Origin of the sequence: Rhizobium esperanzae (assembly GCF_002204185.1) — a bacterium.
Classification (GTDB): domain Bacteria; phylum Pseudomonadota; class Alphaproteobacteria; order Rhizobiales; family Rhizobiaceae; genus Rhizobium; species Rhizobium esperanzae.
This window is the reverse complement of record NZ_MXPU01000015.1, coordinates 152,624-173,290: the sequence shown is the minus strand read 5'-3', so window position 1 is coordinate 173,290 and position 20,667 is coordinate 152,624. Positions and strand designations below refer to the sequence as shown.

Below are 20,667 nucleotides of genomic sequence, written 5' to 3'. Positions count from 1 at the left end.
AAGCAATCTACAAGCGGCGAAAGGAGACGGTCGAACGCTCCTTCGCGGATGCCAAACAGCTTCACGGACATCGCTATGCCCGCTTCCGAAGTCAAATCCGCGTCGCATGCCAGTGCCTGCTGGCAGCCGCAGCGCAGAACATCAAGAAGATCGCGATGGCCCTCACAACGGCACCAAAACCAACGCGCATGAGGCGATGACGCCTCCGAAAGCCCGCCATCGCAAGTCGTTCAAGCCACCAATATCAATACAAAACAAAACCCCGCCAAAAAATGACGGGGTTTGTCAGCAGCCTGACTCCGCCTTTCCGGCGGAGTTTTTTATCGTGTGCGGCGCGTCCGGTGGGACTTCTTTTTGCCGGTGCGACCGCTTGACGCGCCTGGGTGGGACGCAAGCCTCAAGCAATGCCGGGCGGTGAGGCTTATGCCTGACGCGGGCTCAGGAGGAGCCGTCGCGAATGATCGACAAGGATTATTCAAATGGTTTCTGCACTCGATAATACCAGGATGGTTTCGACCCAATACGCCTTGAAGAATCTTCGTAGCTCCGATGAAAGCTTGGAGGATACGCAGAGTTCGTCGGCGGCAAGCATTCTGCGCAGCTACGGACTCGATTCGAGCTCCCCGTCGCTTCTCTCCAATCAGGCGCTGTCGGGGCTACTCGACGCGCTTTCGTCCAAGGACGACACCTCCGACGAGACCGACACGACCGGCGACAGCGCCGATGTGACCAGCGCCTCCTTCATGTCGATGCTGAAGCAGCAGTTGCAGGAAGCGGCCGCGGCCGAAGGCGAAAGCGGCAAGGCCCTTGACATGCTGGCTGCGCTCGAAGCAGGCACGCTCACCATCTCCGATCCGACGCAGGGCGTGTCGATCCCCGCCTGGGACGTTGATGATCCGGATGAGGCCGACACGGAAAGCAAGGCCGGCGAGGCGATCGATATCAGCGGCTGGAGCGATTTCCTCGATGCGCATCTGGAGCGCGGCTCCGACGGCGCCTTTGTCAAGGAGAACGGCAACTATGTCGACCAGACGAACGACAGCAATGCCTTCTTCGGGCTGATCGGCTCGAACTACTATTATCTGAGCTGGCCGCAGGCGGCGTAAGAAGGCCGTCTCGCGTGGAGTTTTTTATTTCACCGAGACTTCGGCCGGCGTCTTGGCCGCCGGCATGCGATAGTCGTCGACGCGACCGACAGGCGCCGGCGTCATCTCGCCCTGCTCGACCAGGAGATCGCGCGGCGATTTCGTCAGCGTCACCGGTGGCGGTCTTGCACCAAGGAGCTCGGCGCCGCCGTCGAGATTGGGATCGGAGAGGCTGATCGGCACGGTGTGCTCGACCGGATTGGTGGGAAGGCCGAGACCCGGCAAATTGCTTTCATCGAGGCGCACCAGATCGGGGCTTGCCTGGGTGCCGAGAATCCGGCGGGCGGGCTTTTCCACATAGAAGGCAAGCTTGCGGCGGCCGGCCTGGGTAAGGTTGATGCCGTCGGAGGTGCGCAGGCGCACCTGCTGGCCGTTCACGTCGGAACCGGTGACGATGAAATTGCCGTTTTCGTCGACAAACCCATCCCAGATATCGACGAATTCACCGCCGATGCTCTCGACCTGGTTACGATAGAGCTGGTTCATCTGGACAGCATCGGCCGTCATCTGATCGGATTCGAAGGCGGGAAGACCGACCCAGAGCAGCGGTATCTTGCGGCTGGTGACTTCCTTGCCGAAAGAAAGGACACGGCTGCGATATTCGGTAAACCAGCCATCGGTGCGGAACTTCTCCTTGGCGCTGTCGGTCACCATCTGCTGGCGGTCATTGGCGCCGATCATGACGACGACCGTTGCCGGCTTCAGCTCGTCGATCATCTTCGGCAATTGTTCCGGCCAGTTGTAATAGTCGTCGCGGACAAGTCCTGAGGAAATGTTGCCGCGGGCTTCGACGACAACGCCCGGTGAAGTCTCGAAGGCGGCGGTAAGCCCGTCGCCGAGGCCGCTGGCAAGGAAATCGCCGACGATGAGAATTTTCCGGGCGTCGCCAAGCTTCTGCACGACCGGCTCTTCCTGCACGGGCGGCCGCACAGGCGATGCGGTGCGGGTATTGATCACGGCTTTCTGCGCCGGCAGGCGCTTGCGCTGCTGGCGTCTCGGCTGCTCGACATCAGGCGCCTGCGGCTCGTCGTCGAGATAACGCCGGCCCAGGAAGAAATCGAGGATCGAGCGACGCTGGTAGCGCTGCTCCTGGGCTTCGGCGATACGAATGGGCGCAAGCGCGGCGAGGTATAGCGCAGCCGTCGTCAAGGCGAGCGCGAGCCAGCGGATTGGAGTTCGATCAGTTTTCGTCATAGGCAGTTCCGCATCTGCCGGCATCTTGCACGCAGGGCAGGCCAGCGTCCACTCCGCTTATTATTTAGGTCGCGGTTCTGCCGCTTCCAATCAGATTATTGTCCGGCGTCCGCGCCTAGCGGCGAAGGGCGTTCAAAAGCGGCAGCGAGGGCTCGCCGTCCGGCTGCATGCCGATGCGCTCCTGCACGGCCGATATCGCCGCTTTCGAACCCGAGCCGAAATTGCCGTCAACCTCGCCATTGTAATAGCCGAGCGTCTTGAGACGAGTTTGCAGCTCGAATTTCTCGGTGATGTCGAGCGCGCCGTCGGGACGCGGCCAGCGCTGCTGCATGCCGCCATAGCCGGCGATCTGGTCGGCCAGCAGGCCGACGGCAAGCGCGTAGCTGTCCGACGCATTGTAGTTCTTGATGGTGAAGAAATTTGCCGTCATCAGGAAGCCGGGGCCGCCGGCACCGGCCGGCATTTTCAGCACGGCTTTGGTGCCGCCGTCGCGGAAGGCCTTGCCGTTCGGCCGTTTCAAGCCGAGCTCCGCCCATTGGGCGAGCGTATGGGTCTTGCCGGCCTGCTTGGCGGCCGCGGCGGGAACGACGACCTCGTAGCCCCAGGTCTTGCCGGTATCCCAGCCGTTCTTCATCAGCAGATTGGCCGAGGTCGCAAGCGCGTCCGGCACCGAATTCCAGATATCGCGATGGCCGTTGCCGTCGGCATCGACAGCGTAGAGCAGGTAGCTTGTCGGGATGAACTGAGTGTGGCCCATGGCGCCCGCCCAGGAGCCGGTCATCTGACGTGCCGGCACATCGCCGTTCTGCAGGATTTTCAGCGCGGCAACCAGCTGCTTCTTGGCGAATTTGGCCCGGCTCGGATCGGCATAGGCAAGGGTTGCCAGTGCGCGCGGCACATAGTGCAGCCGATCGTCCTTGTCGAGGATCGCGCCGTAATTCGATTCCATCGACCAGATCGCGAGCAGAATGGTCTTGTCGACGCCGAAGCGTTGCTCGATCGCATTGAGCGTCCGCGCATGCTTGACGGCCATCTCGCGGCCGATCCTGACGGTGTAGGGGTTAACGCGGGAATCAATGTAATCCCAGATCTTCGAGGTGAATTCCGGTTGATAGGCCGCCTTTTCGAGCACGGTCGGGTCGGGTTCGCTCACCCCGGAAAAGGCCTTTTGATAGGTTGCCTTACTGATGCCACTCTCAGCGGCTGTTTGGTAAAAATCCGCGATCCATTTCTGGAACCGGGAATCGGCTTTCGCGCTGTCGGGGGCCAGCCCTACCTGGGCGGCGACAGCGAGGGCGAGAGCAAGACCACGAAGGGAGTTTTTGTGATTCTGGATCATCGACAGTCGTATCCGTCATCTTCAGTTTTTGGGTGCAGCAGGGGCATCATGTCCGCCCAGACCCGAGACTACAGGAACGGAGTCAACAAATTCTTTACCATGGCGGCCCGCGGCGGTCACCATTGCAAAACAGTCGCAATTCTATACTAGTCAGACGTGAACGGCTTTATTTAAAAGGCGATTTAGTCAAAGCAGGAGGCCTGTGTGGCGCATCACAATAAAGTTCGTAAGGCAGTTTTTCCGGTGGCAGGGTTGGGAACGCGTTTCCTGCCGGCAACGAAGGCTGTTCCGAAGGAAATGTTGACCGTTGTCGACAAGCCTATCATTCAATATGTCGTCGATGAGGCGCTGGAAGCCGGAATCGAGCATCTGGTCTTCGTCACCGGACGCAACAAGCACATTATCGAAGACTATTTCGACATTCATTTCGAGCTGGAACAGACGCTGCGCGAGCGCGCCAAGGAGGCGGAAATCACGCTTCTTGCCGAGCAACTGCCGAAGGCGGGCACGGTAAGCTTCACCCGCCAGCAGGAACCGCTCGGCCTCGGTCACGCCGTCTGGTGCGCCCGCGAAATCGTCGGCGACGAACCTTTTGCGCTGCTGCTGCCGGATATGATCATGAAGGGCGACAAGGGCTGCATGAAGGGGATGATCGACCTCTACGGCCAGAGCGGCGGCAATATCATCGCCGTCGAGGAATGTGCCCCCGATCAGGCTCATAAATACGGCATCGTCGGCGTCGGCGAAGCGATCGGGGAAGGCTTCCGCATCACCGGCATGGTGGAAAAGCCTGCCAAGGGAACAGCACCCTCGAATTTCTTCATCAACGGCCGCTACATCCTGCAGCCTGAGATCTTCAGGATCCTCGAAACCCAGGAGCGCGGCGCCGGCAACGAAATCCAGCTTACCGACGGCATGCTGAAGCTGCTGAAGGAACAGGATTTCGCCGGCTACCACTTCCGTGGCACGACCTACGACTGCGGCGCCAAGGATGGCTTCATCCTGGCCAATGTCGCCTACGCCCTCGAACGCGCCGATATCCGTCCGTCGGTCGAAGGCGGCTTCAAGGAACTGCTTGCCGGCCTGAATTAAGGTTTGCGAGCAGCTATGAACGATCGAGCGCCGCGCCTCCCACCGGAGGCGCGGCGTTTATCTTTTCAGCTTCAGGCCGACGCCGGCGCGCCATTGCTGCGAGTCGTCGCCGCCCTTGCGCGTCGTCAGCTCGTAGCCGAGCGTGCTGGTGAGATCGAGATAGCGGTTGATGTTCCAGGTCAGGCCGGTCGCCGCAGTATAGACGAGCTCGTCGTTGATGGTGCTGTCGGTCGGATAATCGCGCCATATGACGCCGCCGATCATGGTTCCGACCAGATTGTCGCGCAGCTGGTGGGTGACCGTCGTCGTCAGCGCATGCGAGACGTAGCCGCTCTCGCCGGCGGTGGTCGAGGGCTGGATGCTCGTCTGCAGGTCGAGATTGACGTCGGTGCCGCGGATCGGCGACCAAAGCAGGCTCGCATCGAGCGTGGCCGTATCGATCGAGGCGAGCCGGCTGTCCTCGAAATCCGCCCTTTCGTAGCCGACGCCGACTTCACCCTTCAGCTTTTCGCCGAGGTCGACCTCGACGCCGGCCTTGGCGCCATAGCTATGGCCTGAGCGCTCGTAACCGGCGGAATCGCGCGTCTCGTCATAGATCGTACGGCCGATCGTGGCCTCAATGAAGGGGATGAGCGCGGGCGACAGTTCGTAGCCGACGCGACCGCGCAACGTACCGGTCGTCTGATTGCGATCGCTCAACGCCACGGTCGTGCCGTTCGCAAGCGTGGCGTCGGAATAGATCGAACGGTTCAGTGCCAGCGCCGTCGTGCCGCGCAGGATGCCGAAATCGCGCTGGACGGAGGCGCCGGCGGTGAACTCCTGCACATCGGACTGCTGTGCAGCATCGGCGATGGCGTCGGGATCGTCCGTATCCTCGCGGTAGAAATTGTAGCCGGCCGTGAGGTGCGCCACCGTGTCGTCGGCAAGGTCCAGCCGGAGATCGCCGTTCACCTTGAAAGACGGCTGCTCCTCGCCTTCGCCGCTGATATTCCTCTGCCAGGCGCCTTCCGACGTGACGGTCAGCTGGTGTCGTCCCCAGTCGGAGGTGAGCGTCGCGGCTGCGTCCGTTTCGAGGAAAGCGCGCCGCTGCCTGGTATTGCCGTCCTTGGTGGTCTCGGTGTTGATGCTTTGGGTCACGCTCGGACGGAGCACGAAGGTGCCGATCGGAATGCCGGGTGTTTCTGCCGTCGAGGCACTTTCGCCAGCCCTGCGGACCGGCGGCGTCTCGTCGATCCGCGCTTCACGAGTGTTCAGTCGGCGCATGTCCTCATCAAGGATGGAGCCGGTAATGTCGTCGCCGGATTGCGCGTCCGGTATGGCGGGCCTCTGGGCATCGTCCGCGTTTGCGGCCGCACTGTTTGCCGCCGGCGTGGCCGAACCGTCGCTCTCGTCATCGAGGCCGGCTTCGGATGCCGCGCCGGTCGTCGCGCGATTGTTCTCGGAGGACACCGCGCGGCTGGTCGCCGACTGCAACGTGGCGGACTGTGCGGGTGCCGCAGTCTGGCCGAACAGCAGTGTGCCGAACGCAGTAAAGCAGACGACACGCCTCATCGCGCGGAGCGGCGTCACACTGCTCGTCTGTTTTGGCTGGCCCATTCACTCGCCTGACATGCTTTCGGTTCTTACTCAAAGGTAAAGCCTTGTGGTTAATCATTCGTTGCTCTCGGCGGGCGCTGTTCACAATTCGGAAATGGTGCGGGGTGGACTTGGAAAGTGAAAAGGTCTAACGCATCTCCATGAACAGAAGAGCGATCAAACTCGTTGAAAACAGCGTGCTCGAATCGGCAAAACGCACGATAGAGACCGAGAAACGCGGTCTTGAAGCGCTCGAACAGGCCTTTGACAACGGACTGGCCGGTCCTTTCACCCGCGCCGTCGAGATCATCGGCGACATCTCCGGGCGGGTCATCGTTACCGGCGTCGGCAAGAGCGGCCATATCGGTACCAAGCTCGCAGCGACATTCGCCTCGACCGGCACCCCCGCCTTTTTCGTACATGCGGCCGAAGCCAATCATGGCGATCTCGGCATGATCGCGCGCGATGACGTCGTCTTGGCGATTTCCAAGGGCGGCGAGAGCGCCGAGCTCAAGAGCATCATCTCCTACACGCGGCGCTTCTCCATTCCGCTGATCGCAATCACCTGCAGCGAACGTTCTTCGCTTGCTACGGCCTCCGATATCGTCCTTCTGGTGCCGAACGAGCAGGAGGCCTGCCCCAACGGCTTGGCGCCGACGACCTCGACGCTGATGCAGCTTGCGCTCGGCGATGCCCTGGCGGTGGCGCTTCTGGAGGCGCGGGGCTTTACCGCCACCGATTTCCACGTCTTCCATCCCGGCGGCAAGTTGGGTGCGAGCCTGATGCATGTCGCCGATATCATGCATATCGGCGAGAAGCTGCCGCTCGTTGCCAAGGGCACGCCGATGCCGGAGGCGATCACGGTGCTGTCGCGCAAGCATTTTGGCTGCGTCGGTGTGCTCGACGAGGACGGACGGCTCTGCGGCATCGTCACCGAAGGCGACATGGCTCGGAACCTGAGCCGCAATCTTGCCGAGCTTGCCGTCGACGACATCATGACGAAGACGCCGAAGACGGTGAAACCGACGATGCTGGCGACGGCGGCCCTGGCGCTGCTCAACCAGCACCACATTGGCGCCCTGATCGTCATCGACGAGGACAGCCGGCCTATCGGGCTGGTGCACTTCCATGACCTGCTGCGGATCGGCGTCGCCTGATCAGACCGGTTCGACCCGCAGGTCGCGGCCGTGACACGAGATTACCTTCACCTGTGTTCCAACGGGCAAATCAGGCCCCATTACCTGCCATAGCGTATCGTCGAGGCGGATGCGGCCGCGGCCCTCGCGGATCGGCTCCTGCAGCGTGGCGGTGCGTCCGACAAGACTTGCGCCGCGCTGATTGAGGAAGGGCTCGTCGGTCTCGGCGTTGCGCAGCGTCAGTCGGCGGCCGGCAAAGGTCGTGGCCACGGCCAGAAGCGCAAAAAGGATCGCCTGGATTTCCCAGATCCAGAAGGCGCTGTCCCAGAAGAGCAGCGACAATGCGCCGACTATCAAGGCCGCGAGGCCGATCCAGACCAGGAAGAAACCGGGCACGATCATTTCGGCGGCGAGCAGCACGAGGCCTGCAACCCACCAGTTCCATGGGCCGAGTTCCGCGATGATCTTCGCCAGCATGGCTTATCGCTCCTGATCCGGATTGAAAGGATTGGGGGCCGGCGGATTGATCGGCGGCGTAGAGCGGATCGGCGCGGGACGCGGACGCGGCGGGGAAGGCGGCGGCGGATTGCCGGCGTCACCGAACACTTCGCGGGCGATGGCGCCGATGCCGCCCAGCGAGCCCAGGATGGAAGAGGCTTCCATCGGCATCAGCACGATCTTGGAATTGGGCGCCGAGCCGACCGCGGCGAGCGCTTCGGTGTATTTCTGGGCGACGAAATAGTTGATCGCCTGAACGTCACCGGCAGCAATCGCTTCGGAGACCATCTTCGTCGCCTTGGCTTCGGCCTCGGCCAGTCGCTCGCGGGCTTCGGCGTTGCGGAAGGCGGCCTCGCGCTGGCCTTCTGCCTGCAAAATGGCGGATTGCTTGGCGCCCTCGGCCCTGAGGATCTGCGCGTTGCGCGCGCCTTCGGCTTCCAGCACCTGGGCGCGCTTCTCGCGCTCGGCCTTCATCTGGCGGGCCATCGCATCGACGAGGTCGCGCGGCGGCTGGATGTCCTTGATTTCGACGCGGGTGACCTTGATGCCCCAAGGCTGCACCGCCTCGTCGACGACGCGCAGCAGCCGGTCATTGATCGCGTCGCGATTGGAAAGCAGTTCGTCGAGATCCATGGAACCCATAACCGAGCGGATGTTGGTCATGGTGAGATTGAGAATGGCATTTTCGAGGTGAGAAACCTGGTAGGCGGCCTGGGCGGCATTCAGAACCTGAAAGAATGCGACGGCATCGGCTGAAACCGAGGCATTGTCTTTGGTAATCACTTCCTGGGTCGGCACATTCAGCACCTGCTCCATCACGTTCATCCGCGCCCCGACGCGCTCGATGAAGGGAGTGATGAGGTTAAGGCCCGGCTCCAGCGTGCGGGTATAGCGGCCAAAGCGCTCAATGGTGTAGCGATAGCCCTGCGGCACCGTCTTGATCCCGGCAAAGAGCACCAGAATGACGAAGATGACCAGCACGATCACGACGATGTCGAAGCCGCCGAACAGCATGAAAAATTCCTCCCATCGGCGCATGCGCACGCGCCTCACAACTGATGTGGTGAATTAGCATGTTCTTTGCGAGGAAGAAATGACACGCGCATGCACCACCTCCAGGTGAAAAGGAGGTTCTCGGCAAGGTCTTTGGCTTCTTCTCAGACCCAACCCTGCAATTCGCGGCGGACCACCTTTTCCAGCACCTTCATGCCGTCATCGCTGTCGTTGAGGCAGGGGATATGGGTGAACTTGTCGCCGCCGTTCTCGTGGAAGGAATGCGCGGCTTGTTCGGCGATTTCTTCCAGCGTTTCTAGGCAGTCGGAGACGAAGCCGGGATTGATGACGGCGATACGCTTGACGCCGTCCTGAGCGAGCTTTTCCACTGTCTTGTCGGTATAGGGTTGCAGCCATTCTTCCGGCCCGAAGCGGGACTGGAAGGTGACCATGAAGTTTTCCTGGGTCAGTCCGAGCCGTTCGCGCAGGAGCCGGCCGGTCTTTTGGCATTGACAGTAATAGGGGTCGCCCTGCTTGAAATAGGACATCGGGATGCCGTGGAAGGAGGCGAGCAGCATGTCCGGCTTCCAGTCGAGCGACGAAAGATGCCTTTCGACGGACTGGGCGAGCGCCTCGATATAGGTCTCGTCGTCATGATAGTCCGGCACGGTGCGCAGCGCCGGCTGCCAGCGCATCGAGAGCAGCTTCTGGAAGGCCTTGTCGTTCACGGTCGCGGTCGTCGCTGCCGCATATTGCGGATAGAGCGGAAAGAGCACGATACGGTCACAGCCCTCCTGCTTCAGCGTCTCGATGCGTGAAGCGATCGACGGCGTGCCATAACGCATCGCCCAGTCGACCTTGACGTTGGCAAGATCGTGCAGGCGCTTGGCCATCAGTTCAGCCTGGTTGCGCGTGTAGGTGCGGAGATAACTTTCGTTCTTCTCCTTGTTCCAGATCAGTTCGTAGGCCTTGCCGACCTTCTGCGGACGGGTGTTGAGCACGATGCCAAAGAGGATCGGATACCATTTCCAGGGCGACCATTCGATGACGCGGCGATCGGTCAGGAACTCCTTGAGATAGCGGCGCATCGAGGTGTAGTCGGTGCCGTCGGGCGTGCCGAGATTGACCAGCAGTACGCCGATCTTGCCTGATTTGATGGCTGGATGATCCGCCCGGCGGAGTGAAATATCTGCTGTCATTCTGGCCCCAACGGTCGTTGTCTCGTCGGCTTATACGCAGCCTCGAGAACATAGTTCACCCTATAGAAAGAAAAGCCGGCCCGGGAAACCCGAGCCGGCCGATGGTGTCGAGACAAATCGTCTTACTTTGCAGGAACCTGGATCTCCTTGCCAACCGTCAGGTGGCGCGGGTTCGGCTTGCCGTTGGCCTCAGAAAGCTTCCGCCACAGTGTGCCGTCACCATAGAAGGTCACAGCCAGATCCCAGAAAGTGTCGCCGGCCGCGATGACATGGGTGGAAGGTGTTGTTGCGGCGGGTGCGGAGGCCGCGGGCGCCGGTTCTGTCGCGGGCGCGGGAGCTGCCGGTGTTGCCGGAGCTGGCGCGGCAGGGGCAGGCTCGGTGGCTGGTGCGGGTGCGGCCGGGGCAGGCTCGGCAGCCGGAGCGGGTGCAGCCGGGGCCGCCGGGGCAGGAGCTGGCTCAGTGGCCGGTGCAGGTGCCGCCGGCGCGGGAGCCGCCGGTTCGGCAGCGGGCGCCTGTGCCACGGTCGCGCCGATTTCGGTGACGCGGCCATCGGTATAGGGCTTATAAGGCGAATGCGCGGCGACGTAGTCGGCGGTCACGTCGGCAAGGTCCGGGCCGTAATCGTAAGCGTTCTTGCCTTCCTTGAAGATCGAATAGCCATCGCCGCCTGATCGCATGAAGTTGTTGGTGGCGATCTTGTAGGTCTTGGCCGGATCGACAGGCGCGAAATTGTCGCCCTCCTTCACCTGAACATCGCTGACGCGGCTGCCGGCAGGCTTCGACTGGTCGAACGAGAACTTCAGGCCGGCGACCTGCGGGAAGCGGCCGGCGCCCTGATCGATCTGGCTGACGCCGTTTTCGAGCGCCTTGACGACGTCCGCGCCGGTTGCTTCAAAAGTGGCGAGGGTGTTCTGGAAAGGCAGGACGGTGATGACTTCGCCCTGGGTGATATCGCCGCCGTCGATAGACGCGCGCAGGCCGCCGCCGTTCTGAATGGCGATGCTGACACCCTGGTTCCTCGTGCGGTCAAGCATGGCGTCGGCCACCAGATTGCCCATCGAGCACTCCTTGACGCGGCAGACCTTGCGGTCGCCCTCGATAGGACTTTCGGAGGAGCCGATCACCTTCTTGCGCAGTTCCTCGATCGGTTTTGCCAGTTCGGCGACGCGAGCGACGACGGCCGGATCGGGCGTGAAGGACGAGTCGATCAGGATCGGGTCGCCCTTGGCATCCTTGACGACGCCATTATCGTCGAAATTGACGACGATGTCGCCGAGGTACTTGCTGTAAGAGGCGGCCTGGACGACCGGCACCTTATAGCCGCCGGGGTTGTCGACCATCGTCGGATACGGGCCTTCAGCCTTCGGATCGGTATTGGAGAGCAGACTATGGGAGTGGCCGCCGACGACGACGTCGACATCCGGAATCTTGGCGATGAAAGCGAGATCACGGGGATAGCCGACATGAGTCAGCGCAATGATCTTGTTGACGCCCTGGCCCTTCAGTCCCTGGACGGCTGATGTGATCGTCTGAACGTCATCTTCGATTGTGACATTCGGGCCGGGGGAGGAGAGCTCTGGCGTATCGTTGGTGACGGCGCCGACGATGCCGATCTTCTGGCCGCCGACATCGAGCACCAGCGAAGGCTTGATGCGGTCGCCGAGCTTGGAGACGGTGCTCGCCTTGACGTTCGCCGTCACGACGGGGAATTGCACCTTGTCGAGGAAAGTCGCAAGCCCATCCTCGCTGTCGTCGAATTCATGGTTGCCGACGGTCATGGCGTCGAACTTCATCAGGTTCAAAAATTCTGCTTCAGCCGCGCCCTTATAGGTAGTGTAGAACAGCGAGCCCTGGAAATTGTCGCCGGCATTCAGGAGCAGGACATTCTTGCCCGATAGCGCCTGGCGGCGCTGGTCGATCGCGGTCTTCAGGCGGGCGGCGCCGCCGAAGCATTCCTTCTTGCCTTCCTCCTCGGCCGAGCAGGTGGAATCGAATTTGTTGATCGATTCGATGCGTGAATGGAAATCGTTGATATGAAGAATATTGAGTTCGTAATCGGCAAAGGCGGCGCCCGCGCTCAGCGCCAGCATGGACGCGGTCAAAAGACCGAAGCTGAAAGACTTCGTCATCCCTGTTCTCCTGATTGAGGCGAGAGATCCCCCTGATCCTCGCCGATCCCTATAGTGGTGTCAGGCGGTTTCCCGCGTGCCGATGTTTCAACAAACGACGCATAGCCGCAAGAGGGAAGCTGGGTTTGCAGCGGCGCTTTCCAAGAGGCCCAAAACAAAAAAGCTCCCGAGTGGGAGCTTTCGCAGGGCCATATTGAAGCATTACAAACGACGTGTAAGCGTGAACTGCGAATTCGTTGCAGTCGTACAATTCAGCTGACTCGTGCCGCTCAAGGCGCAATTAACAAGGGAAGTCGTCCGCTTAACATTCGAGTAAAGGTTTATCTGGATGATTCCGTCGGGGGTGGTTGTATATGTTCCCGACGCCATTTGCGTGTTCGTTCCGTCGCTGGTGCGGGTTACGAATTGTCCATTCGTGAAGGCGGAGGTCAAGCCATTGGCGTCCGTCCATTCGCCTTCAACAGAATTTGTTGCAGGCGGCGCGACTGCGATCGGTCGCTGTTGCGGTCCTGATGAAACGCAGGCGGCAAGAGTGGCCGCTGCACCGACAAGAACGAGACCAGATCTGATTTTCATAAGGCTTCTCCCGGCGAATCGGCGTGGCGGTCACCCGCCAAGTTCGCGCAAAACATGGCGTGCGTCCGCCATGATGGCAAGGCTTGGAGCAGCGGCGGGCGGCATTTATACAGCCAGCGTTACAAAAATGCCCGCCTTGCGGCGGGCATTGTCAAAATCCTGTGAGGACGATTTTCAGCGAACGAGGACGTTCCTGAACTGCCAGGGATCCTTGGTGTCGATATCCTCGGGGAAGAGGCCAGGACGTCCGTCGAGCGGCGTCCAGTCGGTGTAGTGGCCTTCGACCGGGCCGAGATAGGGCATCTGCACTTCGAGGCAGCGCTTGTAATCGATCTCGTCGGCCTCGACGATGCCGGCCTTCGGATTTTCCAGCGCCCAGACCATGCCGGCGAGAACGGCGGAGGTCACCTGCAAGCCGGTGGCGTTCTGGTAGGGCGCGATGCGGCGGGTTTCTTCCAGCGACAGGCGCGAACCATACCAGTAGGCATTCTTCTCATGACCGTAGAGCAGGACGCCGAGTTCGTCGATGCCGTCCTCGAGCTCGTCCTCGTCAAGTACGTGGTGGACCGGCTGCGGGGTGCCGCCGTTGCCGAACATCTCATGCAGCGAGAGCACGGCGTCGTTGGCCGGATGGTAGGCATAGTGGCAGGTCGGACGGAAGGTGACTTCGCCGTCCTTGTCGCGGACCGTGAAATAATCGGCGATCGAGATCGACTCGTTGTGGGTGACGAGGAAGCCGTATTGCGGGCCGGGGGTCGGGCACCAGGTGCGCACGCGGGTGTTGGCGCCCGGCTGCTCCAGGTAGATCGCCGCCTTGTTGCCCTTCTTGTGCTTCTTGGCGTTCTTCGGCATCCACTGCTCGTGCGTGCCCCAGCCGAGTTCGGCTGGCTGCATGCCTTCGGAGATGAAGCCTTCGACGGACCAGGTGTTCCAGAAGACGTTGAGCGGCTTCGGATGCTTGGTGCGCTGGGTGTCGCGCTCGGCGATGTGGACGCCCTTGACGCCGACCTTCTTCATCAGCTTGGCCCAGCCTTCGCGATCGTGCTGGTCCGGTTCGTCGAATTTAACGCCGGTATCATGGGCGAGGTTGACGAGCGCCTGCTTGACGAACCAGGAGACCATGCCCGGGTTGGCGCCGCAGGTGGAGACGGCGGTGGCGCCGCCGGGGTTTTTCGCCTTTTCCTTGCGCACCGTCTCGCGCAGCGCATAGTTGGTGCGGTCGGCATTGCTCATGCCCTTGTCGAAATAGAAGCCGAGCCAGGGCTCGACGACCGTATCGATATAGAGAACGTCGAGCTTGCGGCAGAGCTTGATGATGTCGAGCGAGGAGGTGTCGACCGAGAGGTTGACGCAGAAACCCTGGCCTTCGCCTTTCGTCAGCAGGGGCTTCAGCAGCTCCTTGTAATTGTCCTTGGTGACATATTCCTGAATGTGGCGAACGCCGTGTTTCTTCAGGATCTCCATGTCGGAGGGTTCTTCACGCGGGTCGATGACGACCATCCGGCTCTTGTCGAATTTGAAGTGGCGCTCGATCAGCGGCAGGGTGCCGCGGCCGATGGAGCCAAAGCCGATCATCACGATCGGACCGGTAATTTCGGCATATACCGGGTGGTTCTTGTCCGTCATTCTTTTCTCCTGTGGAAGGGGACGAAGGCGATCAGCCTGAAGAATTCTTTTGAAATTGCCGCAGAAATTGCGAGGTGACCGGCTCTAACCACAAAACGGCGTCACAATAAAGAGTGTTGACCGGGAAAGGTCAAATATCGGGCGGGTGAGGCCGGCAGGCGACGGATCATCCCCCGCCTCTGCCAAAATCAGCGTTTCAGGATTTCCAGCCCTTCGACCGTCGTCGTCACCGCAAGCTCGGTGATGTCGTATTCGGCGACGCCATGGATGGTGAAGGGATCGGCGGCGACATAGGCCTCGATTTCGGCGCGGTCGCCGATGGCGATGATCGCGCCGCCGGTGCGCGGCACCTTGCGGCCGGAGGCGAGGAACCAGCCCTTGGCATAGCCCTCCTTCACCCAGGCCATATGCGGCTCCATGTGCCTGTCGGCTTCGTCATTGGATTTGCGATAGGTGAGGGAGAGAATGAACATGATCAATTCCTGAGGAGGTTTGCACGGATCAGTCCGCGCAGCGAGTTGCCGACATAAAGCGTGCCGGCATCGAGATCGGCAAGGGTCATATGGCCGACGCGAGCCTTGCGCCCACAGATGAGTTCGGTGCGCAGCACGCCGGCGAGCAGGCCACATGAAATCGGAGGGGTGCGCAGAATGCCGCTTCCGTCGTCGAGAAAGATGGAGGTGATGGTGCCCTCGCAAACTTCGTCGCGCTCGTTCAAGAGGATGACCTCGTCGGCTTCCGCCTGAGCATATTCGGCGCGGGCGGTCTCGTAGACGGTGCGCCGTGTGGTCTTGACGCGCAGCAGCCTGTCGGCGGAGTGGAGGCGGGTCTTGGCGATACGGACGTTCCAAACGGTCTCTGGCGCCAGTCGGATCAAGGGCGCTTTTGTCACCTCGATCTCGCCTTGCGGGTCGAAGGTCAGGCGGACGCGCAGCGCGCCGCCGGCGCCGGCTACGGTTGCTTCGAGCTTTGTTTGCGCATCGGTCGGTTGCGGAAAACCGAGCCGACGGGCGGAGCGGGAAAGCCGGGCCAGATGCAGGCGCAGACGGATGAAGCCTTCGCCGGGCTGCCAGCGCAACGTCTCGATCAGCGAGAAATCGGTCATCGCGCGATCCATTGGTCGCCCACGGCAAAGCGGGCCTTGAGCAGGCATTCCTCATATTCGGCTTCGGCGGTGGAATCGAAGACGATGCCGCCGCCGACATTGAAGACCGCTTTGCCGCCGTCGAAAAGCGTGACGGTGCGGATGGCGACGGAAAAACGCATGGCGCCGGTGGGCGAGACCATTCCGATCGCGCCGCAATAGGCGTCACGCGGGGTATCTTCGAGCACGTGGAGAATCTCCATCGCTCGGATCTTCGGCGCGCCGGTGATCGACCCACAGGGGAAGAGGGCGGCAAAGATGTCGCGGATCGATAGGCCGGATCGAAGTCTGGCCTGCACATGGCTCACCATCTGGTGGACGGTCGGATAGGTCTCGACGTCGAAGAGCTTCGGGACATCGAGCGTGCCGACCTCGGCGATGCGGGAGATGTCGTTGCGCAGGAGGTCGACGATCATGCGGTTTTCCGCCTGCGTCTTGATATCTGCCCGCATGGCCGCAATGATTTCGGCATCCTCGGCGGCGGTAGCGCCGCGCTTCGCCGTGCCCTTCATTGGATGGGTTTCGATCCAGCCTTGCTCATCTGTGCGGAAGAAGAGTTCGGGTGAACGCGACAGGATGACCGGACCGCCGAGATCGACCAGTGCGCCGTATTTGACCGGCTGGCGTTCGATCAGCGACCAGAAGGCGGCACGGGGATCGCCGCTCCAGCGGGCTTCGACCGGCATGGTAAGGTTCGCCTGATAGGCGTCGCCGAGCCGCAGGTGCTGGTGAAGGCGGTCGAAACGCTCTTTATATATAGGGAAATCCCAGGCCGCCTTCGGGGTGGTGAGGAATTCCTCGTTTTCGAGACGCTGTTTCGGCTGGGCAAGTGGATGCGTGTCCGGCTGCGGTGCGTCGAAGACGCCGAAACAGAGGAGCGGCGTTTCCCGACCTTCTGCGGCAAAGGACGCGATTTTTTCCTCGAAGAGATATCCGGCCTCGTAGGCCATGTAACCGGCAAGCCATTTTCCGTCGGCCCTGGCCTCTTCCATGCGGGCGAGGCCGGCGAAGAATTCGCTGCGCGTCCGGGCAATGACGATCTCAGCCGGCTCGGCGAAAAGCATCACCTGGCCGGTCGCGTCGTCGCGGAAGAGGATATAGGGTTGATCGGCCACGCAACGCTTTCGGTTTGTTCTGCTCCTCATCACACAAGATGCGATTGGGACGGCGAGGTATTTTCTCTTCTCCCCCCGGGGGAGAAGATGCCCGAAGGGCAGATGAGGGGGAGGAGCGAAGCGACGTCCTGAGCATATGCGAAGGACAGGTTCTGCTATGTCGCCGCCTCATCCGCCTGCCGGCACCTTCTCCCCTGTGGGGAGAAGGGACTCGTTGCCGCCTCTCCGCTCCTGGAGACGAGAATTCACGCTTTATCTAACGCTTCCAGCTCATCGATCAGGCCCTCGATCATCGACAGGCCTTGGCTCCAGAACGACGGATTGGTGGCGTCGAGGCCGAAAGGCTTCAAGAGTTCGGAGTGATGCTTGGTGCCGCCGGCCTTCAGCAGTTCGAAATACTTCTCCTGGAAGCCCTTCCCGGCCTTCTGATAGACGGCATAGAGCGAGTTGACCAGGCAATCGCCGAAGGCATAGGCGTAGACATAGAATGGCGAATGGATGAAGTGGGGGATATAGGCCCAATAGGTCTCGTAGCCCTCTGAAATATTGATCGCCGGCCCGAGGCTTTCCGACTGGACGGAGAGCCAGAGCTCGCCAATATCATCGGCGGTGAGTTCGCCTGCCTTGCGGGCTGTGTGCAACTGGCGCTCGAATTCGTAGAAGGCGATCTGGCGCACGACCGTGTTGATCATGTCCTCGACCTTCTGGGCAAGCATCGCCTTGCGCTCGCGCCTTTCGGTGGTCTTTTCCAGGAGCGCGCGGAAGGTCAGCATCTCGCCGAAGACGGAAGCGGTCTCGGCAAGTGTCAGCGGTGTCTGGCACATCAGCGCGCCCTGCGCGCCTGCAAGAACCTGGTGCACGCCGTGGCCGAGTTCGTGGGCAAGCGTCATGACGTCGCGCGGCTTGCCCATATAATTGACGAGCACGTAGGGGTGAGCCGAGGGAACCGTCGGATGAGCGAAGGCGCCGGGCGCCTTGCCTGGGCGAACCGGGGCATCGATCCATTGCTCGTCGAAAAAGCGCCTGGCGATATCGGCCATCTCGGCGGCGAAATTGCCGTAAGCCGAGAGCACAGTGTCCTTCGCGTCTGACCAGGAGATCACGGCGCTCGACGTTTCCGGAAGGGGCGCGTTGCGGTCCCAAAAATTCATCTGCTCCATGCCGAGCCATTTCGCCTTCATTTTATAATAGCGGTGCGAAAGGCGGGGATAGGCTTCCCGGACGGCGGCAGCCAAGGCGTCGACGACTTCTCGCTCGACGCGGTTTGCCAGATGCCTGGAGTCGGCGATATCCTCGAAGCCGCGCCAGCGGTCGGAGATATCCTTGTCCTTGGCAAGCGTATTGGTGATCAGCGTGAAGATGCGGATGTTCGCCTTGAAGGTTTCGGCGAGCGCCATGGCCGCCTTGCGGCGCACTTCCGGATCCTTCTCCTGCAGCATGTTCAGCGCCACTTCGAGCGGCACTTTCTCGCCATCGATCTCATAGCGAAGCTCAGCCATGGTTTCGTCGAACAGGCGATTGAAGGCGGAGGCCGATGTCATCGACTTTTCAAGGAAGAGCTGCTCCAGCCTGTCATCGAGCTGATAGGGCTTATCTTTGCGCAGGTCGATCAGCCAGGGGCGATAATGGGCGGCATCGGGGTCCTTGGCCATGCAAGCGTCGATGACGGCGTCATCGATCCGGTTCAGCTCGAGCGCGAAGAACAGGAGATGGCCGGAGAATTCGGTGATCTTGGCCTGGACGTCGCCGTAGAGCTTGCCGTTTGCCGGATTGGTGGTGTCGGAGAAATAAGTGAGGCCGGCAAAGGAGCCGAGGCGGCCCATGATATCGTCAAGCGCCTCATATTCCTTCAGCGCCGCGCCGATGCCTTCAGTGCCGGTCTTCACTGCTGCTTCGGCGAGTTTGCCCTTCCACTTTTCTTCGAAAGCGATCGCGGCCTTGCCTGCCTTTTCCATGTCGGCGACGAAGGCGGTCGACGTGGCGGAGGGATAAAGATCCTGCAGCTTCCAGACCGGCAGGTCGCCGAGCGCCGGATCGGCCGCCGCCCCGGCTGGCGCTGCTGGCGAGAAAAAAAAGCCGGCGTGCAGGGGCTCGATTTTCATGGGCGCAATTCCTCTCCACTTTTATATCAGGTCTGTTTGAATAAGCGCGAGAAGGCCCCGCATCAAGGGGCTTTCGGCGCATAAAAGGCCCCGCTTCGGCACGAAATCGGCCCATCGTAATCGTTAAAATGCAATTATTTCTCAAAACTGGATGTTCAAGCCTTTCTGCCAGAGTGCGCTTCATGGTTTCGCATGAAGTGGAGCGACAATGACCGGTTACAATGAGCTCAAAGGAGCAGGGCAAATCCTCGTGGTCGAAGACGACCCGGTGCAGCGCCGTCTGCTCAAGAACGCAATCGAGCGTCACGGCCATGTCGTGCACCAGGCGGAAAACGGCCGGATCGGCCTGGAAATGGTCAAGCGCGACAGCGGCCTTTTCAACGTCATCGTGCTCGACCTGATGATGCCGGAGATGACCGGCCTCGAATTCCTCGATGCACTGCACGAATTCGGCACGCAGATCCCGGTCATCGTTCAGACGGGTCAAGGCGGCATCGAGACCGTCGTGCAGGCAATGCGCGCCGGCGCCTTCGATTTCGTCGTCAAGCCGGTTTCGCCCGAACGTATCGCTACCTCGATCTCCAACGCCATGAAGCTAGATCAGCGCGAGGTGAAGGCGCGGGCCGGACGTCGGTCGCGCTCGGGCTCCGTCGGTTTCGACGACATCGTTTCGGCCAGCCCGGCGATGATCCGCGTCATCGACCTCGCCCAGCGGGCGGCGCAATCCAACATCCCTGTCGTGCTCGAAGGCGAATCCGGCGTCGGCAAGGAGTTGGTGGCGCGCGCCATCCAATCCGGCGGCGAGCGCTCCAACAAGCCGTTCGTCACCGTCAATTGTGGGGCGATCCCGCATAACCTGGTCGAAAGCATTCTCTTCGGCCATGAGAAGGGCGCCTTCACCGGCGCGACCGAACGTCACATTGGCAAATTCATGGAAGCCGACGGCGGCACCATCTTCCTCGACGAGATCGGCGACCTGCCGCTCGAGGTGCAGGTGAAACTCCTCCGCGCCGTGCAGCAGGGCGAGATCGAGACGGTCGGCGCGCGCACGGCGCACAAGGTCAATGTCCGGCTGATCTCGGCGACCAACAAGGATTTGATAGAAGAGGTCAAGAACGGCCATTTCCGCGAGGACCTCTATTATCGCCTTAACGTCTTCCCGATTACCATTCCGGCGCTGCGCAAGCGCAAGGAAGACATCCCGCATCTGGTGCGCGTCTTTACCGACCGCTTCTCCAGCGAGCAGAAGAACGGCCGCCGCATGACCGTGAATTCAGGTACGCTGGCGCTGCTGACCGCCTATGACTGGCCGGGCAACATCCGCCAACTCGAAAACGCGATCTTCCGTGCGGTCGTTCTCGCCGAAGGGCCGGAGCTGACGGAGGCGGATTTCCCGCAGATCGCCGCCCAGCTTCCGGAATATGAAGTGGTGGATCACCTCGCGCTCGTTGCCGACAATACCGGCCTCGACCCGGACGAGGCATATAGCGAAGAATATCGGGTTCCGACGCACGGGGAGGTTCACCACCACCGCCTGTCGGAGACTTCCGAAAATGCCATTGCCAGCGTCAATCCCTCCGGAGACGTGCGCAAACTTGCCGACGTTGAGGAGGAGCTCATCCGATTCGCACTCAAATTCTATCGCGGGCAGATGAGTCAAGTGGCGCGCAAGCTTGGCATTGGCCGGTCCACACTTTATCGCAAGCTCAAAGATTACGGCATAGATCCCGATAATCCCCAGAAAGATGCGGCTTAGGCCCTATTTATTAAGACTCGGGCAACCACGATTTGTTACTGATCATAA

18 protein-coding genes are annotated in these 20,667 nt (G+C 61.1%); 5 read left to right on the top strand and 13 right to left on the bottom strand.

Features of this window, described 5'->3' with window-relative positions:
* Both B5E41_RS21925 and B5E41_RS21920 read left to right on the top strand, forming a co-directional pair.
* On the top strand, window positions 1-200 hold a 200-nt coding region (locus tag B5E41_RS21925; protein ID WP_176439458.1), incomplete at its 5' end, for a transposase.
* Window positions 201-479: 279 nt separating this feature from the next.
* Entirely contained in the window at window positions 480-1,106 is a 627-nt protein-coding gene (locus tag B5E41_RS21920; protein ID WP_088396024.1) for a hypothetical protein, read from the top strand.
* A 24-nt stretch (window positions 1,107-1,130) separates the two neighbouring features.
* On the opposite strand, the gene B5E41_RS21915 is transcribed toward B5E41_RS21920, so the two are convergent.
* Both B5E41_RS21915 and B5E41_RS21910 read right to left on the bottom strand, forming a co-directional pair.
* Entirely contained in the window at window positions 1,131-2,363 is a 1,233-nt protein-coding gene (locus B5E41_RS21915; protein WP_088396023.1) for an SGNH/GDSL hydrolase family protein, read from the bottom strand.
* A 91-nt stretch (window positions 2,364-2,454) separates the two neighbouring features.
* Window positions 2,455-3,678: a lytic murein transglycosylase gene (locus tag B5E41_RS21910; RefSeq protein ID WP_088396022.1), complete on the bottom strand. Its 1,224-nt coding sequence runs from the start codon at window positions 3,676-3,678 to the stop codon at window positions 2,455-2,457.
* 204 nt (window positions 3,679-3,882) lie between these two features.
* On the opposite strand from B5E41_RS21910, the gene galU reads away from it, so the two are divergent.
* Window positions 3,883-4,770, top strand: a complete 888-nt coding sequence (gene galU / locus B5E41_RS21905) for a UTP--glucose-1-phosphate uridylyltransferase GalU (protein WP_088396021.1) — start codon at window positions 3,883-3,885, stop codon at window positions 4,768-4,770.
* 57 nt (window positions 4,771-4,827) lie between these two features.
* Here galU and B5E41_RS21900 read toward each other — a convergent pair whose 3' ends face one another.
* Window positions 4,828-6,366, bottom strand: coding sequence for an outer membrane beta-barrel protein (locus B5E41_RS21900; RefSeq protein ID WP_088396020.1), 1,539 nt, complete (start codon window positions 6,364-6,366; stop codon window positions 4,828-4,830).
* Window positions 6,367-6,506: 140 nt separating this feature from the next.
* Here B5E41_RS21900 and B5E41_RS21895 point away from each other — a divergent pair, with 140 nt between their 5' ends.
* The gene (locus tag B5E41_RS21895) at window positions 6,507-7,502 is read left to right on the top strand and encodes a KpsF/GutQ family sugar-phosphate isomerase (RefSeq protein WP_088396019.1); all 996 of its coding nucleotides are present in this window, start codon (window positions 6,507-6,509) and stop codon (window positions 7,500-7,502) included.
* Here B5E41_RS21895 and B5E41_RS21890 read toward each other — a convergent pair whose 3' ends face one another.
* The 10 genes from B5E41_RS21890 to B5E41_RS21845 form a co-directional block, all read right to left on the bottom strand.
* On the bottom strand, window positions 7,503-7,958 hold the full coding sequence (locus tag B5E41_RS21890) for an NfeD family protein (RefSeq protein WP_064804913.1): 456 nt from the start codon (window positions 7,956-7,958) through the stop codon (window positions 7,503-7,505).
* Window positions 7,959-7,961: 3 nt separating this feature from the next.
* Window positions 7,962-8,993, bottom strand: a complete 1,032-nt coding sequence (locus tag B5E41_RS21885; RefSeq protein WP_011426775.1) for an SPFH domain-containing protein — start codon at window positions 8,991-8,993, stop codon at window positions 7,962-7,964.
* Window positions 8,994-9,136: 143 nt separating this feature from the next.
* On the bottom strand, window positions 9,137-10,171 hold the full coding sequence (gene hemH, locus B5E41_RS21880; RefSeq protein WP_088396018.1) for a ferrochelatase: 1,035 nt from the start codon (window positions 10,169-10,171) through the stop codon (window positions 9,137-9,139).
* A gap of 122 nt (window positions 10,172-10,293) precedes the next feature.
* Complete coding sequence (locus tag B5E41_RS21875) at window positions 10,294-12,300, bottom strand: bifunctional metallophosphatase/5'-nucleotidase (protein ID WP_088396017.1); 2,007 nt, start codon at window positions 12,298-12,300, stop codon at window positions 10,294-10,296.
* A 201-nt stretch (window positions 12,301-12,501) separates the two neighbouring features.
* On the bottom strand, window positions 12,502-12,876 hold the full coding sequence (gene omp10 / locus B5E41_RS32335) for an outer membrane lipoprotein Omp10 (RefSeq protein WP_088396016.1): 375 nt from the start codon (window positions 12,874-12,876) through the stop codon (window positions 12,502-12,504).
* A gap of 174 nt (window positions 12,877-13,050) precedes the next feature.
* Window positions 13,051-14,502 carry a homospermidine synthase gene (locus B5E41_RS21865; RefSeq protein ID WP_088396015.1) on the bottom strand — a complete coding sequence of 484 codons (1,452 nt, stop codon included), beginning with the start codon at window positions 14,500-14,502 and terminating at the stop codon, window positions 13,051-13,053.
* A gap of 188 nt (window positions 14,503-14,690) precedes the next feature.
* Window positions 14,691-14,975 carry a YciI family protein gene (locus B5E41_RS21860; RefSeq protein ID WP_020922247.1) on the bottom strand — a complete coding sequence of 95 codons (285 nt, stop codon included), beginning with the start codon at window positions 14,973-14,975 and terminating at the stop codon, window positions 14,691-14,693.
* A gap of 2 nt (window positions 14,976-14,977) precedes the next feature.
* Window positions 14,978-15,607, bottom strand: a complete 630-nt coding sequence (locus tag B5E41_RS21855; protein WP_088396033.1) for an aminotransferase class IV family protein — start codon at window positions 15,605-15,607, stop codon at window positions 14,978-14,980.
* The gene (locus B5E41_RS21850) at window positions 15,604-16,791 is read right to left on the bottom strand and encodes an aminodeoxychorismate synthase component I (RefSeq protein WP_088396014.1); all 1,188 of its coding nucleotides are present in this window, start codon (window positions 16,789-16,791) and stop codon (window positions 15,604-15,606) included. The genes B5E41_RS21855 and B5E41_RS21850 overlap by 4 nt, the downstream gene beginning before the upstream one ends.
* A 215-nt stretch (window positions 16,792-17,006) precedes the next feature.
* Window positions 17,007-18,863, bottom strand: a complete 1,857-nt coding sequence (locus tag B5E41_RS21845; protein WP_088396013.1) for a M3 family oligoendopeptidase — start codon at window positions 18,861-18,863, stop codon at window positions 17,007-17,009.
* Window positions 18,864-19,071: 208 nt separating this feature from the next.
* Here B5E41_RS21845 and B5E41_RS21840 point away from each other — a divergent pair, with 208 nt between their 5' ends.
* Window positions 19,072-20,619 carry a sigma-54-dependent transcriptional regulator gene (locus tag B5E41_RS21840; RefSeq protein ID WP_088396012.1) on the top strand — a complete coding sequence of 516 codons (1,548 nt, stop codon included), beginning with the start codon at window positions 19,072-19,074 and terminating at the stop codon, window positions 20,617-20,619.
* Window positions 20,620-20,667: the final 48 nt, after the last annotated feature.

What these genes read in the sequence shown, in the direction of transcription:
- B5E41_RS21920 (WP_088396024.1), top strand. Translation starts at nt 480, where the DNA reads ATGGTTTCTGCACTCGATAATACCAGGATGGTTTCGACCCAATACGCC.
- B5E41_RS21915 (WP_088396023.1), bottom strand. Translation starts at nt 2,363, where the DNA reads ATGCCGGCAGATGCGGAACTGCCTATGACGAAAACTGATCGAACTCCA.
- B5E41_RS21910 (WP_088396022.1), bottom strand. Translation starts at nt 3,678, where the DNA reads ATGATCCAGAATCACAAAAACTCCCTTCGTGGTCTTGCTCTCGCCCTC.
- B5E41_RS21900 (WP_088396020.1), bottom strand. Translation starts at nt 6,366, where the DNA reads ATGGGCCAGCCAAAACAGACGAGCAGTGTGACGCCGCTCCGCGCGATG.
- B5E41_RS21895 (WP_088396019.1), top strand. Translation starts at nt 6,507, where the DNA reads ATGAACAGAAGAGCGATCAAACTCGTTGAAAACAGCGTGCTCGAATCG.
- B5E41_RS21890 (WP_064804913.1), bottom strand. Translation starts at nt 7,958, where the DNA reads ATGCTGGCGAAGATCATCGCGGAACTCGGCCCATGGAACTGGTGGGTT.
- B5E41_RS21885 (WP_011426775.1), bottom strand. Translation starts at nt 8,993, where the DNA reads ATGCTGTTCGGCGGCTTCGACATCGTCGTGATCGTGCTGGTCATCTTC.
- hemH (WP_088396018.1), bottom strand. Translation starts at nt 10,171, where the DNA reads ATGACAGCAGATATTTCACTCCGCCGGGCGGATCATCCAGCCATCAAA.
- B5E41_RS21875 (WP_088396017.1), bottom strand. Translation starts at nt 12,300, where the DNA reads ATGACGAAGTCTTTCAGCTTCGGTCTTTTGACCGCGTCCATGCTGGCG.
- omp10 (WP_088396016.1), bottom strand. Translation starts at nt 12,876, where the DNA reads ATGAAAATCAGATCTGGTCTCGTTCTTGTCGGTGCAGCGGCCACTCTT.
- B5E41_RS21865 (WP_088396015.1), bottom strand. Translation starts at nt 14,502, where the DNA reads ATGACGGACAAGAACCACCCGGTATATGCCGAAATTACCGGTCCGATC.
- B5E41_RS21860 (WP_020922247.1), bottom strand. Translation starts at nt 14,975, where the DNA reads ATGTTCATTCTCTCCCTCACCTATCGCAAATCCAATGACGAAGCCGAC.
- B5E41_RS21855 (WP_088396033.1), bottom strand. Translation starts at nt 15,607, where the DNA reads ATGACCGATTTCTCGCTGATCGAGACGTTGCGCTGGCAGCCCGGCGAA.
- B5E41_RS21850 (WP_088396014.1), bottom strand. Translation starts at nt 16,791, where the DNA reads ATGAGGAGCAGAACAAACCGAAAGCGTTGCGTGGCCGATCAACCCTAT.
- B5E41_RS21845 (WP_088396013.1), bottom strand. Translation starts at nt 18,863, where the DNA reads ATGAAAATCGAGCCCCTGCACGCCGGCTTTTTTTTCTCGCCAGCAGCG.
- B5E41_RS21840 (WP_088396012.1), top strand. Translation starts at nt 19,072, where the DNA reads ATGACCGGTTACAATGAGCTCAAAGGAGCAGGGCAAATCCTCGTGGTC.